The sequence below is a fragment of the Methylobacterium sp. Leaf89 genome, assembly GCF_001422215.1.
GTDB lineage: Bacteria > Pseudomonadota > Alphaproteobacteria > Rhizobiales > Beijerinckiaceae > Methylobacterium.
Window position 1 is genome coordinate 755,562 of the sequence record NZ_LMML01000029.1, and the last position, 13,444, is coordinate 769,005.

Sequence of the window (13,444 nt, forward strand, 5' to 3'; positions counted from 1 at the left end):
TATTATCTCACGTCCAGTAAAGGATACGAGCCGGCAAGGTGCGCTGGATCTCTCCCGTCAGCCAAGAACGCATGGACTGCATCAGATCTCGCGGAAAGACGTACTTCACCGATCCGAATTTCGTCAGCTTGCGACTTCGTTCCGTCTCCGTCATCGGGAGATTCGAACCGGGATACCACCTTTGCAGAACGCTTTTCGAACCGGGCGTGAAGCGATGGGTGATGAGTTCAACGGTGAGATCGAGGCCCTTCACGCCCGACAGCGCCGCGGCGACATCCCGTATCAAGCCGGCATAGGCGTCCTGCCAGTTCGGGACCGGCAGGATCGGCGCGATGGTGAGGCCGACCGGATAGCCGGCCTCCGCGACCTCCCGGAGGGCCGCCAGGCGCGCATCCAAACTCGCCGTTCCCCCCTCGTAGCGAGCGGCCGAGCGCGCATTCACGGAGAACCGGATGCGGGTACGCCGGTTGTGGGCAAGGCCGAGCAAGGGCTGCACGGCCGCGAACTTGGTGGTGAAGCGAAGTTGGACCGGTGCGTCCCAGGCGCCGAAGCGGGTGATGGCGGCCGAGAGCGAGCCGGTGAGATGTTCGATGCCGAGGGGATCGGTGTAGCACGAGGCTTCGAAGGTGGTGCCTTCCTGGGCGCGGTCAGCCTGGGTCGAGGTGATGGCGCCCTGGCCGAGATAGGCCGGCAGGTTGTCGAGGATCGCGTCGAGGTTCGCGTAGGCCCGCGTCACCGGGGGGCCCGAGAGAGAGCCCGCCAGATAGCAGTACTGGCAATGGGCCGGGCAGCCCTCGGCGAGGTCGAAGCGCCAGTCGGCGCTCGGGGGAATCGGCTGGAGTTTCAGCTTGGTCGGTGGGGCGACGACGATGGCGAGGGTCGCCTTCGCCGCGCGATACGCGATCCGTGGGTCCGGATTTCGTAAGCCCGTCAGACGGTTGGCGGCCAAGCGCTCGACCGGTAACCCGAGGGCCTCGGCGCGGGCCACCATCGCGCGGCCGTGCGCGTGCTCCAGGGCGGCCGGGGTGACGAGGACGCGGCGCGGTCGCCAGAGGCGGGACGGGCGCGGGTCGGAGGCGGGCTCGGACGCGACCGGATCGATCTCGGCGGCGTCGGTTCGGGGTTCGGCGAGGACCATACCGGAGGAACGCGCCCGGGTGCCGCGGGGGTCCGCCGCGCGCGCGTCGGTCGCGCCGGTATACCACGCAGCTCGCGTCGAGGTCGCGCGTCAGGCGGCGTAGCGCGCGTAGGCGAGGGCGGTGTCGCCGTAGACCCGGCGCTCCAGCTCGGTGAATCCGGGCGGCAGGGCGACGTGGACACTCGCGGATTCCTCGACGACCGCGAGGGCGCCGGGAGCGAGCCAGCCGCCGGTGGCCGCGCTGGCCAGGGCGGCCGGAGCGAGGTCGCGGTGGTAGGGCGGGTCGCAGAACACGAGGGAGTAGGTACCGCTGGTGCCGGCCGGGCCGAGTCGGGTGGCGTCGCGCCGGAACAGGCGGGTCGCCCCTTCGGCACCGAAGGATTCGATGTTCTCCCGAATCAGGGCGCGGGCCTCGGCGCCCTCGTCGACCAGGAGGGCGTAGGCCGCACCGCGCGACAGGGCTTCGAAGCTCAGCGCCCCGGTGCCGGCGAACAGGTCGAGGACCCGGGCCCCGGCGACGGCATCGTCATAGGCGTGCGCGAGGACGTTGAAGAGTGCCTCGCGGAGCCGGTCCGAGGTGGGCCGGATCGCGTCGGTCTTCGGGGTTGCGAGGCGGCGACCGCGGTGATCGCCGCCGACGATCCTCACCGGCCGCCACCGCGGGGCGGACGGGCGCCGCCGGGCTTGCCGCCACCGGAGCCGCCGCGGCTGAAACCGCCGGGCTTGCCACCGGGCTTGCTGAAACCGCCGGGTTTGCCACCGGCCTTGAAACCGCCGCCGGGCTTGCCGGCCCCCTTGAAGCCGCTGCGCTCGCCGTCCGGGCGGGTGCCCTTGAAGCCGCTGCGCTCGCCGTCCGGGCGAGTGCCCTTGTAGCCACCGCGCTCGCCGTCCGGGCGGGTGCCCTTGAAGCCGCCACGGTCGCCGCCGGGGCGGTCGTTGCCACGGAAGCCGCTGGGCTTGTCGCCCCGGAAGCCGTCGCGGCGGTCGTCCCGGGCCGGCGCGCCGCGGGAGGCCGGACGGGCGCCACGGTCGTCGCCGCCCTCGGCGCGATTCGCGTTGCCGCGGAAGGGGCCGCGGGGGCGGTCCTCGCTCCCGCGCGGGGGACCACGGCGCTCGGCACCGTCCTGCGAGCGGAAGTTCCCGCGCGGACGGTCGTCGTCCCGGCGCGGCGGCCGGCCTTCGCCGCCGAAGCCGCGAGCGGGCCGGTCACCGGCGGGGCGAGACTCCGAGGCACGGTCGTCGGCCTGCCGAAACGGGCGGCCCTGGGCCTCGGCGCGGGGGAAGCGGCCCTCGCGGGGGGCGGCCTCGTCCCCGCGACGGCGCACGGCGCTGTCGCGGCGATGCGGCTCGGCGGCCGGTTCCTGCGGGCTCGACTTCAGGCGCTCCACGAGGACACGGCGCTCGCCGGTGCTGATGGCGCCGACGCGCACGCGTCCCCGGGCGGCGGCCGTCTCGCGCTCGACCTTCGGGTCGGCTCCCCGGCGCGGGATCTTGACCCGCCGGGTCCCATCCTCAGTTTTGGCCTCGTCCTCGGCGCGCCAGACGGAGCGGCGCGGACCGGCGCTGTTGCCGCCGGTGGGCACGCGGGCGGGCTTGGCCGGCGCCATCGGGCGGCCGCCGCCGCGCGGCCCCTCGTCGTCGGTACCCCGGGTGTCGCGGCGCTGGGCGGCCGAGGCGCTGCGGGCGGGCTGCTTGGCCTGCTGCTTCGGCGAGCCGAAGGGCGCGATCGGCTCGCGCACCGGGCTCTCGAAATCGACGCCGGCCTGTTCCGAGAGGGCCGGACCGAGCTGTTCCTTCAGCACCTTGGTCCGGATCTCCTCCGCCAGGCCCGCTTCGAGGTCGCCGAGCTGGAACGGCCCGAACGAGAGGCGGATCAGCCGGTTCACCGCGAGCCCGAGATGCTCGAGGATGCGTTTGACCTCGCGGTTCTTGCCCTCGCGCAGGCCGAGGGTGATCCAGAGGTTGTCGCCGGACGCCCGGTCCAGGGTCGCCTCCACCGGACCGTAATCCATGCCGTCGATGGTCACGCCCCGGCGCAGCTTGTCGAGCTCGGCCTGGGTGGTGTCGCCATGGGCGCGCACGCGGTAGCGGCGCAGCCAGCCGGTATCCGGATGGGCCACGACCTTGGCGAGGCCGCCATCGTTGGTGAGGAGCAGCAGCCCCTCGGTGTTGATGTCGAGGCGGCCGATGGCGACGACGCGGGGCAGGTCCTCGGGCAGATTGTCGAAGACGGTCTGGCGGCCTTCCGGGTCGCGCGCCGTGGTCACGAGGCCGCGGGGCTTGTGGTAGATCCACAGGCGCGTGCGCTCGCGGGCCGGCAGCGGCTCGCCGTCGACGGTAATCCGGTCATCGGGGGTCACGTTCATCGCCGGCGAGGTCAGGACCCGCCCGTTGAGGGTGACGCGGCCCTGCTCGATCATCGCCTCGGCATCCCGGCGCGAGGCGATGCCCGCGCGGGCGATGGCCTTGGCGATGCGGTCGCCCTCGGGCGTGCCCTCGTCGCGGGCGGGACCGCCGGACGCGGCGGCCGCGGTCCCCGGCTGGGCGGCCTTCGCCACGGCGGTCGTTGCCATGGCGGTCTTGCGGCGCAGGGGCGCGTCGCCGCCGCGAGGCATGGCGGCGTGCCGGACCTTCGGCTTCTCCTCGGCCGAAGGGCCGGGAATGCCGGCATCGGTCGCCGGAGCCCAGGACCCGGCCGGGGCCTTCGACTCGGAAGAGGTCGTGGCGGCGGCCTGCGCCGCCGCCGCCTCGGCCGGCGTCGCCTTGGCGCGCTTGGGCGCAGCCTCGACCGCCGGCCTGGCGACGGACGCGTCCGCCGCGGACGCGGGAGGCTCGGCGGCGACAGCCTCGCTCGACGCGGCTTCGGGTGCCTTGGCCTTGGAGGGCTTCGCCGTCGTGGGCCTGGCCGTCGTGGGCTTGGCCGTCCTGGGCTTGGCCGCGGACGGCTCCGCCACTGCGCTCGCGGCCTCGGGCGCGACGGTGGAGGCCTCCTTCGAGACGTCCTGAGACGCCTCGGCCTTGGCCGGCTTGGCTTTCGCGGCTTTCGGCTTCGCCGTGTCGACGGGTTCGGCGCCCGCCGCAGCCTTGGCCGACGCGGCATCGGCCGTCGCAGGCTTGCCCGTCTCAGCCTTCGGCTTGGCGGAGGCCGCCTTCGGGGCCTTGGACTTCACGGCACCCGCCCCGAGCGTCTCCTTGGACGCGGCCGGCTTCGCGGACTTCGCTTTCGAAGGCGTCGCACCGAACACCGGGGTGTCCGAAGCCGTCGCGGTCACCGTCTTGCCAGGGCCGGCCTTGCCCACACCCGTCTTGGCGGCGTTCGCCGTCTTAGGCTCGGCCTTCGCGGCCTTGGCCGCCTTAGCCGGCTGGCTCGCCGCTCCCTCGGCCGCCCCTGCGGCGGGCGCGTACGCGCGGGCCTTCGCTGGCGCGGTCTGGGTGGACACCGCCACGGTCTTGCTCGACGGGTTTGCCGAAGCCTTGGGCTTCGAACGGGAGGTCTTGGCAGGCACGTCCTCAGACTTGCCCATCGTATCGTCAGCCTTGTCGGTCATGCCTGCCCCATAACAGAGCGGGCGCGTTGTTGCGAGTGATCCCGCGCGCAAGGGCCGCGGGTTCGGTGGATGCAGTCCCCAAACATGCGAAAAGGCGGCTCGCGCCGCCTTTCCGAGAACATCGTCGCCGGGTGCGAGATCCGGGGTCGAGAGACTTAGAGCTTGCTCTTGACCGCGTTGGCGGCGTTCTTGACGCCGTCCTTGGCATCGCCGACCGTCTTCTGGGTCTCGCCCTTCAGCTCCTGGGCCTTGCCCTCGGCCTTAAGCTTGTCGTTATCGGTCACGTTGCCGATGCCCTGCTTGACGTTGCCGACAGCCTCGTTGGCGAGACCCTTGATCTTGTCGGTGGTGCTGCTCATCGTGCGCTCCTCGTCTTCGGGTTGGCGGTCGGCGTCGTCTCGGCCGTTCCGCATTGCCCATCCCAACGGCCACGCCCGAGCGATGTTCCGGGTTTTAACATCCTCGTGAAGCCATTCCACGAACGGCTTCGGCTTCTGCTCGGTACGGCGGCTCCATCGGCGCGCCGCGCTTGAACAATCCGCGTGCGAAGACGGCGGCGATGTCCCGTGGCGGTGAGGAAGCCGCCGCCGGGCCCGACCTGCCGTCGCAGGACCGCCAGCCGGGGGTCGCTGGGCTTTCGTGCCGGCGGTACCGAGGGTTCCTCGGGTGCAGCCCATTGCGAAGGAGCGTCGCGGTCGCCAAGGATCGGGCGCCAGGGATCGGGCGCCGATCCGCAGGACTCCATCATGCCCGAGACCGATCCGTCCGCCACCGACCCCCTCAGCCACGCCTTCGCGGCGGCACGTCGGGCGGCGGCGGAGGGGGAGGTTCCGGTAGGTGCGGCGGTGGTGCGGGATGGGGTGGTTCTCGCCGTGGCGCACAATCGCCCGCGGGCCCTACGCGATCCGACCGCCCATGCGGAGATCCTGGCGATCCGGGCCGCCTGCCAGGCCCTCGACGACGAACGCCTGAGCGGATGCGACCTCTACGTCACCCTGGAGCCCTGCGCGATGTGTGCGGCCGCGATCGCCTTCGCGCGGATCCGGCGGCTGTACTTTTCAGCCGCGGACCCGAAGGGCGGTGCCGTGGAGAACGGGCCGCGCTTCTTCAATCAGCCGACCTGCCATCACAGTCCGGAGGTCTATGGCGGCTTCCGGGAAGCCGAGGCCGCCGGGCTGCTGCGGGATTTCTTCGCCGAACGCCGCCTGCCCTGAGAGTTCAGCTGCCGCCCGCGCCGCCGGTGCTGGCGATCGGCGTCTGGGTCTACGCGGCGTTGCCGGACGCGCCGGACGCGTTCGAGGCACTGGAGGCCCCAGTGGCTCCGGGGGCGACGGTGCTGATCGAACCCGGGCCCCCATTATCGATGCCGCCGGGCCAGACGATTCCTTCGCCGACGACGCCCGGAATCGTCAGGCGCGGCGGCCCGGGGGGGCTCGATCTCGGCGCGGGCATTGCCCGGCGCCAACGCCAGGGAGCCGCCGGCGAGGACCAGGGAAAGGGCGGTGGGGACGATCCGCATGAGGTCCTTCCCGAGATGGGCGTGACCCGGTCGGTGCCGGACCGACACGGATCAATCCCGGTGGTTTCGAGCCTTGCCGGGGCTCGATCGCCGAAGATCAGGCGGCCGCCAAAGGTTTCGAGACGTCTTCCAGGGATTTCCCCTCGGCCGCCGTGCCGAAGAGACCGCCCACGACCGCCGCCACGGCCATCAGGGTCGCGCCGATGAGGTAGCCGACCAGCACATAGTCCCGCGAGCCGGTCTCCACCAGGGCGCCGAACAGAAGCGGCCCGGAGACGCCGCCGATGCCGGTGCCCAGCGCGTAGAACACCGCGATGGCCAGGGCCCGGATCTCCAGGGGGAAGGTCTCCGCGACGGTGAGGTAAGCCGCGCTGGCGGCGGCGGAGGCGAAGAAGAACACCACCATCCAGGCCGCCGTCTGGCCCACCGGGCCGAACACGTCGATCTTGAACAGGTAGCCGGTGATCGCCAGCAGGACCGCCGAGATGCCGTAGGTGAAGGCGATCATGGGACGGCGGCCGATGGTGTCGAACAGGCGCCCGAGGAGCACGGGACCCAGGAAGGAGCCCAGGGCGAAGGGCAGCAGGTACCAACCGACATGGTCGCCCGGCACGTTGTAGAACCGCTGCAGCACCAGGGCGTAGGTGAAGAACAGAGCGTTGTAGAAGAAGGCCTGCGCCACCATCAGGGCGAGGCCGACGAACGTCTGCCGGCGGTGACCGACCAGCATGGTGCCAAACACCTCCTTGAGGGGGGTGTGGCTGCGGGTCCTGAGCTTCATGCGCTTGCCCTCGTCGATCGGCGGCAGGATGTGGCCCTCGTCGGTGAAGCGCTTCTCGATGGCGGTGACCACGCGGTCGGCCTCGGCGACGTAGCCGTGGGTGGCGAGCCAGCGCGGGCTCTCGGGAATCCAGGTGCGCAGGAGGAGGATGACAAGGCCGATGCCGCCGCCGACGAAGAAGGCGATGCGCCAGCCCCAGGCCGGGTCTATCATGCCCGGGCGCAGCACCACGATGGAGAGGAACGAGCCCATCGCCGCGCCGATCCAGAACGAGCCGTTGATGACGAGGTCGGTCCAGCCGCGCACGCGAGCCGGCACGAGTTCCTGGATCGTCGAGTTGATGGCCGTGTATTCGCCACCGATGCCGGCGCCCGTGAGGAAGCGGAACAGGCAGAAGCTGTAGATATTCCAGGACAGGCCCGTGGCGGCGGTGGCGGCGAGGTAGAGCGCCAGGGTGATGAAGAAGAGCTTCTTGCGGCCGATGCGGTCGGTGAGCCAGCCGAAGCCCAGCGCGCCCGTGACGGCGCCGACGAGGTAGGAACTCGCCGCGAGCCCGATGTCGAACTCGGTAAAGCTCATGGGCTCGGCTCGCAGCGCCCCGACGAGGGAGCCCGCGAGGGTGACTTCGAGGCCGTCGAGCACCCAGGTGATGCCCAGCGCCACGATGACGAGGACGTGGAAGCGCCCCCAGGGCAGGCGGTCGAGCCGGGCGGAGATGTCGGTGTCGATCACGGTTCCCATCGGGACCCGCTCCGGCGTCGTCCCCGCGCTCGCGCTGCCCCGGTCCGCCACGGCCTTGGTTGCCATCGAATCCTCGTTAACCGTGCTGTACGACAGTTGTTGGCAATCCGGCGCGGTGCCCGGCGGTTCCGCCAAGCTTCACGCAAAGGTTAAGTCATCTCCGCTGAACTCGGCAGGCTCTCCCGGACGCCCTGCCGATGCCTGCCCGCGTGTCTTCCGCCCTGCTTCTCGCCCTCACCGCCCTCGGGGTCCCGCCCGCCGCATCCGAAGCCGGACGCGGCGCGGCGGCGCGGCCCCTCGATCCGTGGCGACTGCGGCCGAGCGACGTCGTGCCGGCGGAGGCGGGCCCTGCGCGGGACGCCAAGGGCCGGCCGGTCTCGGAGATCCCGGAAGAGCGGCGCGTGGTCCGGGTGGTCTATCCCGGACTCACCAATCCGCGCTGAGACGCGGGTCGAGGGCCTCGGCGAGGCCGTCGCCCAGCACGTTCAGTGCCACCAGGGTGGCGACGAGGAACCCGGCCGGGGCGGCGAGCATCCAGGGGGCGGATTCGATGGCCCGTGCGCCCTCAGCGATCAGGGCGCCCCAGCTCGTGGACGGTTCCTGCACGCCGAGCCCGAGGAAGGAGAGGAAGCTCTCCAGCAGGATCACCTTGGGGACCAGCAGGGTCGCCGCCACCGTGACCGGCCCGAGGGTGTTGGGGACGATGTGCCGGCGCAGGATCGCGGCCGCGGAGAGGCCCAGCGCCTCGGCGGCGCGCACGAAGTCGCGGTGGCGCAGCGACAGGGTCTGCGCCCGGGTGATCCGGGCCATGTCGAGCCATTCCACCGCGCCGATGGCGACGAGGATCAGCCCGAGCCCGGCCCGGAAGAACACCAGCAGCAGGATGACGAAGAACACGAAGGGCAGGGCGTAGAGCACGTCGACGCCGCGCATCATCACCGCGTCGACCCGGCCGCCGGCATAGCCCGCCACCGCCCCGTAGGTGACGCCGATGAGGAGCGCGACGCCGGTGGCGAAGAGGCCGATGAGGAGCGAGATCCGGCCGGCGACGAGGCTGCGCGTAAGGAGGTCGCGCCCGAGCACGTCGGTGCCGAGGGGAAAAAAGAGCCGCCGCACCGGCGCCTCGACCACGAGGCGGCGCCCCTCGACCTCCCGCGACAGGATGGTGGCGGGGCCGAACAGGTCCGAGCGGGGCAGGTAGCTCAGCACCCGCGCGTTGATCGGGTTCGGCGCCGACAGGGTGACGCGCAGGCGCCCGTCCGCGACCCGGATGTCCGCGGCCGTCACCCGCATGCGGAAGGCGAGGCGCTCCACCGCCGGCGCGATGGCCTCGGGGCGCGGATGGGCCCGGAGCGAGGGCGCGGTGCGCACGAGGTCGGGATAGATCCGGCCCGGATCGTGGCCGGTGAGCGGGGGACCGGCGAGGCAGGCGAGGGCGACCAGCGCCAGGACGGCGAGGGCCGCCAGGGCGCTCCCGTTGCGGGCGAGGCGCCCGAGGACGCGCCTCACCGGGCCGCCCGCAGGCGCGGGTCGAGAAGGCCGGAGAGGAGATCGGCCACGAGGTTGAGGGCGATGACGAAGACGGCCACCAGCACGACGGTGCCCATCACCAGGGTGTAGTCGCGGTTGAGCGCCCCGTCGACGAAGTAGCGGCCGATGCCGGGCAGGCCGAAGATGGTCTCGACCACCACCGAGCCGGTGAGCAGCGAGGCCGCCGTCGGCCCGAGGATCGCCACCACCGGCAGCAGGGCCCCGCGCAGGGCGTGGCGGGCGATGCGGTGGGGCGGCAGGCCCATGGCGCGCTGGGTGCGGACCGGCTGCGCAGCCAGCACCTCCGCCAAGGCGGCGCGGGTGAGGCGGGCGAGCGCTCCGACCTGGGGCAGGGCCAGGGTGACCACCGGGAGCACGAGGTTGGCCGGCGCGCCGTTCTCCCAGCTGCCCACCGGCAGCCAGCGCAAGGTCAGGCCGAACACGATCTGCAGCAGGGGCGCCACCACGAAGGTCGGCACCGCGAGCGTCAGGCCGGCACCGAGGCCGACGAGGCGGTCGACGGCGCTTCCCCGGCGGAAGGCCGCCAGCGCGCCGAGGCCGATGCCGAGCACCAGGGCCAGCGCCAGGGCGAGGGCGCCCAGCGTCATCGAGACCGGCAGGCCGCGGGCGAACAGCTCGCCCACGGTGAGGTCGCGAAACGAGAAGGAGGGCCCGAAATCGCCGGTGAGCAGGGCGCCGAGGTAGCGCCCGTACTGGACGATCAGCGGCTGGTCGAGGCCGTAGACCCGGGCGAGGTTGGCCATGGCGGCCGGGGGCAGGGGCCGCTCCAGGTCGAAGGGCCCGCCCGGGGCGAGGCGGATCAGGAAGAAGCTCGCGGTGACCACGGCGAACAGGGTCGGGATCGCCTGGAGGAGGCGGCGCAGGACGAAGCCGATCACGCCGTCAGCCTCAGGAACCGGGTCGGGGCGGCGTTGCGCAGGTTCGGGTGGTAGCCGGCCAGCCGCGGGGCGATCAGGGCCTTCGAGCGGGTGTGCATCACCGGGATCCAGGGCAGTTCGGTGACCACGATCGTCTCGGCCGCGGAGAGAAGCTCGGCCCGCCGGGCGATGTCGCCCTCGGCGGCCGCCCGCCGCATCAGGCCGTCGTAGGCCGGGTTGCTGTAGCGGCCCGGGTTGAGGCCGTCATTGCCGGTCTCCAGCAGGAACAGGAAGTTCTGCGGGTCGGAATAGTCCGCGATCCAGGACATGCGCGCCACGTCGAAGGCGCCGCCGTCGCGCAGGTAGGCGAAGTGGGTCTTGGCGTCGGTGTAGACGAAGCGGGTTTCGATCCCGATGCCGCGCCACATGTCGGCGATGGCGAGCGCCGTGTTGCGGTTGTTGTCGCTGGTGTTGAAGCGATACTCGAGCCGCAGGGGCCGGCCTTCGCCGAAGCCGGCGGCCGCCAGCAGCGCCCGGGCCTCGTCCTCGCGATCGATCGGCAGGGCCTCGCGGCCTTCGGTCTCGGGCGGCCGGCGATAATGGTCGAGGCCGGGCGGGCAGAGGGAATAGGCCGGGTCCATGGTCCCGCCCCAGAGCTGGCTGGCCAGGAACTCGCGGTCGATGACGAGGGAGAGGGCGCGCCGGACCCGGACGTCGTCGAAGGGCGCCTTGCGGGTGTTCACCGCGAGCGCATAGAGGCCGAGTGAGGGGCCGAGCACCACTTCGGAGCCGAAGCGCGCCTTGAGCGAAGCGATCTGGTCGCCGGGCAGGTCGGCCAGCGAATCGATCTCGCCGGCCGCGTAGCGCCGAACCGCGCTGGACAGGTCCGGCGTCGGCAGGAAGGCCACCTGCGGGATCGCCACCGTGGCCGCCGCGTGGAAATGCGGGTTGCGCTCCAGGGTGATGCGGTCGTTCGGCACCACCTCCCTCAGGCGGTAGGGGCCGTTGGTCACGCTGTTGCCGGCCCGGGCGAAAGCATCGCCGTGTCGGGCCAGGGAGGGCGGATGCACGGGCAGAGAGGTCTGGTGCGTCAGGAGTTCGAGCAGGTACGGCGTCGGCTGCTCCAGGGTCAGGACCAGGCGCCGCTCGTCGGGGGCGACGACCCCGAGGGCCTCGGGGGGCAATCCGCCCTGGTTCACCGCCCGGGCGTTCTTCAGGGGAAACAGGATCTCGGCGTATTTCGCCGCCGTGGCGGGGGCGAGGATGCGCCGGAGGGCGAAGACGAAGTCACCGGCCCGGACCGGGTCGCCGTTCGACCAGCGCCCGTCGGCGCGCAGGGCGAAGTCGTAGGTCAGGCCGTCCTCGGACACCGTCCAGGCGGTGGCCGCCCCCGGGATGATGACGCCGTGATTGTCGTAGGTGAGCAGGCCCTCGTAGAGGTCGCGCAGGATATGCGCCTCGGCCACCGTCGAGGACTTGTGCGGGTCCAGGGTCTCGGGGTCCGCATCATTGCCGCGCCGGTAGAGGTCCGCCGGCGCGGCCACGGCCCGGCCGAGGCCTCCGGCGGCCAGGAGCGCCGCGCCGCCGACGAGCCAGTGCCGCCGATGCGGGCGCCGCATCGCCTCAGGCGCCGGTCTGTGCGGTGAGCCCCGCCGCCTCGATGCCGGCCACCGCACAGAGCTCGTCGTTGTCCGAGGTGTCGCCCGAAATGCCGACGGCGCCGATCACGGCCTCGCCCCGGCGGATCAGGACGCCGCCCGGCACCGGCACCAGGGCGGCGGGGCCGACGAGGTGGCTGATTGCGGCGACGAAGTAGGCCTGCTCCTCGGCGCGCTTGTGGATCGCGCGACCGCCGAGGCCGAGAGCGAGGCAGCCATTGGCCTTGCCCATGGCCACCTCGGCCCGGCGCAGGGAAGTCCCGTCCTCGGCGCCCATCGCCTTGAGGGCCCCGCGCGCGTCGTAGACGACCACGGCCAGGGGCTTCAGCTTGTGGGCGCGGGCGGTCTCCAGGGCGGTGGCGACGATGGTCTGCGCGGCGGCGAGGGTGAGGTCGGACATCGGGGCTCCGGATTTTTATCGAGCGGGCGTGCCCCTCGACTAACCCGGCGCGGCGCGACCGACCAGGGGCTCAACCGCCCAAGCCGCGCCAGGCAGGATTCTCGGTGCGCTTGGCGCGCCAGGCAGAGCTCTTAGCGCGCGTGGCGCGCCAAGAAGGCGTCGTAGCGGGCGGTGACCGCGCCCAGGCGCTCGAAATGCGGGAAAGCGCCCGTCTCCAGCACGTCGAGGGTCCAGTTCGGATCGCCGCGGAAGCGGTCGGCGTGGCGGTAATCGACGAAATCGCCGCGGGTGCCGTGGATCATCCAGACCGGCCGGTCGAGGCGGGGATAGATCCGGCCCGTCTCGGTGGCGAAGAGGTGCCCGGCCAGGAACGAGAAGGGCGCGAATTCGGCGCCGGGCTGGTGGGCCGAGACCTGATCGTATTCGAGCAGGCCCTCGTCGATGCTGCGCGAGCCCCAGGTCTTCTCGAGAAAGAACCGCATGCTCGGGCGGCTGACGAGGAGGTCGAACAGCGCCTGGCCCCAGAGCGGATAGGCCGCCACCGCCCGGGCCGTGTCGCTGCCGGACGGATTGCGGCGCTCGTAGCGCTTGTCGAAACCGGTCGGGCTGATCAGCCCCAGGCTGCGGTAATCGTCGGGGCGCGCCAGGGCGGCCCGGGCCAGAAACTCGGCGGAGAGGGAGAGCGCCATCGCGTCGATGGCGGCGCCCCCGTGCCGGTGGCGGATCTCGGCCACCATGGCGTGGATCGCGTCCGTCATGAGTTCCGGCGTGTAGATCCGGTCGCTGCGCTCGGAGAAGCCGAAGCCCGGCAGGTCGAGGGCGTAGACCGGGCGCGTCCTCGCGTAATGGCGATAGAGCGGCCGGACCTCGTAGGCGTTGGCCGCCGCGTTCACGGAATGGAGCAGCAGGAGCGGCGCGCCCTCGGCCGGCCCATCGGCGTAGAACGACAGCCCGCCCGCATCGCTGCCCAGGCATTCTTGCCGGCCGGGGAGGGCGGGCGGCATCCGGCGACGATGGTCGATGCCGAGGCGGCTATAGGCGATCCAGGCCCCGGCGGCACCGAAAGGAAGCAGCGCCAGCAAGGGCCCGAGCCGGCGGCGGGGAGCATCAGGCATCGTCGGGGCCCCTCGGGTTGCGCCGTCGGAAACGCCCCAGCGGTTTGGATGTTTCCGAGCGGCCTTGCGGTCGGTGCTGGTCCTTTCACGATCAGGGCGCGTCTCGCTCGCCTTGGGGGGAGGAGGGGTGCGTCGT

General features: G+C 72.2%; 12 protein-coding genes. 2 read left to right on the forward strand and 10 right to left on the reverse strand.

Annotated features, from left to right (window positions below; translation table 11 throughout):
• Positions 1–7: 7 nt before the first annotated feature.
• From ASF18_RS18885 to ASF18_RS18900, 4 genes are all read right to left on the reverse strand, one after another.
• The gene (locus ASF18_RS18885; protein ID WP_056353998.1) at positions 8–1,138 is read right to left on the reverse strand and encodes a radical SAM protein; all 1,131 of its coding nucleotides are present in this window, start codon (positions 1,136–1,138) and stop codon (positions 8–10) included.
• A gap of 90 nt (positions 1,139–1,228) precedes the next feature.
• Positions 1,229–1,786, reverse strand: coding sequence for a 16S rRNA (guanine(966)-N(2))-methyltransferase RsmD (gene rsmD / locus ASF18_RS18890; protein WP_056354001.1), 558 nt, complete (start codon positions 1,784–1,786; stop codon positions 1,229–1,231).
• Positions 1,783–3,753: a pseudouridine synthase gene (locus ASF18_RS18895; RefSeq protein ID WP_082487804.1), complete on the reverse strand. Its 1,971-nt coding sequence runs from the start codon at positions 3,751–3,753 to the stop codon at positions 1,783–1,785. Before ASF18_RS18895 ends, rsmD begins: the two co-directional genes overlap by 4 nt.
• Before the next feature lie 1,088 nt (positions 3,754–4,841).
• Complete coding sequence (locus tag ASF18_RS18900; protein ID WP_056354556.1) at positions 4,842–5,045, reverse strand: CsbD family protein; 204 nt, start codon at positions 5,043–5,045, stop codon at positions 4,842–4,844.
• Positions 5,046–5,432: 387 nt separating this feature from the next.
• On the opposite strand from ASF18_RS18900, the gene ASF18_RS18905 reads away from it, so the two are divergent.
• Positions 5,433–5,900: a nucleoside deaminase gene (locus ASF18_RS18905; protein ID WP_056272625.1), complete on the forward strand. Its 468-nt coding sequence runs from the start codon at positions 5,433–5,435 to the stop codon at positions 5,898–5,900.
• Positions 5,901–6,302: 402 nt separating this feature from the next.
• Here the strand turns inward: ASF18_RS18905 and ASF18_RS18910 are convergent, their stop codons facing one another.
• Positions 6,303–7,793, reverse strand: coding sequence for an MFS transporter (locus tag ASF18_RS18910; protein WP_056354004.1), 1,491 nt, complete (start codon positions 7,791–7,793; stop codon positions 6,303–6,305).
• A gap of 131 nt (positions 7,794–7,924) precedes the next feature.
• On the opposite strand from ASF18_RS18910, the gene ASF18_RS18915 reads away from it, so the two are divergent.
• Positions 7,925–8,170, forward strand: a complete 246-nt coding sequence (locus ASF18_RS18915; RefSeq protein WP_056354007.1) for a hypothetical protein — start codon at positions 7,925–7,927, stop codon at positions 8,168–8,170.
• Here ASF18_RS18915 and ASF18_RS18920 read toward each other — a convergent pair.
• The 5 genes from ASF18_RS18920 to ASF18_RS18940 all read right to left on the reverse strand — a co-directional run bounded on the left by ASF18_RS18920 (position 8,154) and on the right by ASF18_RS18940 (position 13,308).
• Positions 8,154–9,236: an ABC transporter permease gene (locus tag ASF18_RS18920; RefSeq protein WP_056354009.1), complete on the reverse strand. Its 1,083-nt coding sequence runs from the start codon at positions 9,234–9,236 to the stop codon at positions 8,154–8,156. The genes ASF18_RS18915 and ASF18_RS18920 overlap by 17 nt on opposite strands.
• The gene (locus ASF18_RS18925; RefSeq protein WP_056354013.1) at positions 9,233–10,156 is read right to left on the reverse strand and encodes an ABC transporter permease subunit; all 924 of its coding nucleotides are present in this window, start codon (positions 10,154–10,156) and stop codon (positions 9,233–9,235) included. Before ASF18_RS18925 ends, ASF18_RS18920 begins: the two co-directional genes overlap by 4 nt.
• Complete coding sequence (locus ASF18_RS18930; protein ID WP_056354016.1) at positions 10,153–11,754, reverse strand: peptide ABC transporter substrate-binding protein; 1,602 nt, start codon at positions 11,752–11,754, stop codon at positions 10,153–10,155. The genes ASF18_RS18925 and ASF18_RS18930 overlap by 4 nt, the downstream gene beginning before the upstream one ends.
• Positions 11,755–11,758: 4 nt before the next feature.
• Positions 11,759–12,193, reverse strand: coding sequence for a heme-binding protein (locus ASF18_RS18935; RefSeq protein ID WP_056354020.1), 435 nt, complete (start codon positions 12,191–12,193; stop codon positions 11,759–11,761).
• A gap of 131 nt (positions 12,194–12,324) precedes the next feature.
• Complete coding sequence (locus tag ASF18_RS18940) at positions 12,325–13,308, reverse strand: alpha/beta fold hydrolase (RefSeq protein ID WP_056354021.1); 984 nt, start codon at positions 13,306–13,308, stop codon at positions 12,325–12,327.
• Between the last annotated feature and the right edge of the window lie 136 nt (positions 13,309–13,444).

Coding starts and splice junctions, on each gene's coding strand:
- ASF18_RS18885 (WP_056353998.1), bottom strand. CDS start 1,138: ATGGTCCTCGCCGAACCCCGAACCGACGCCGCCGAGATCGATCCGGTC.
- ASF18_RS18895 (WP_082487804.1), bottom strand. CDS start 3,753: ATGCCTCGCGGCGGCGACGCGCCCCTGCGCCGCAAGACCGCCATGGCA.
- ASF18_RS18900 (WP_056354556.1), bottom strand. CDS start 5,045: ATGAGCAGCACCACCGACAAGATCAAGGGTCTCGCCAACGAGGCTGTC.
- ASF18_RS18905 (WP_056272625.1), top strand. CDS start 5,433: ATGCCCGAGACCGATCCGTCCGCCACCGACCCCCTCAGCCACGCCTTC.
- ASF18_RS18910 (WP_056354004.1), bottom strand. CDS start 7,793: ATGGCAACCAAGGCCGTGGCGGACCGGGGCAGCGCGAGCGCGGGGACG.
- ASF18_RS18915 (WP_056354007.1), top strand. CDS start 7,925: ATGCCTGCCCGCGTGTCTTCCGCCCTGCTTCTCGCCCTCACCGCCCTC.
- ASF18_RS18930 (WP_056354016.1), bottom strand. CDS start 11,754: ATGCGGCGCCCGCATCGGCGGCACTGGCTCGTCGGCGGCGCGGCGCTC.
- ASF18_RS18935 (WP_056354020.1), bottom strand. CDS start 12,193: ATGTCCGACCTCACCCTCGCCGCCGCGCAGACCATCGTCGCCACCGCC.
- ASF18_RS18940 (WP_056354021.1), bottom strand. CDS start 13,308: ATGCCTGATGCTCCCCGCCGCCGGCTCGGGCCCTTGCTGGCGCTGCTT.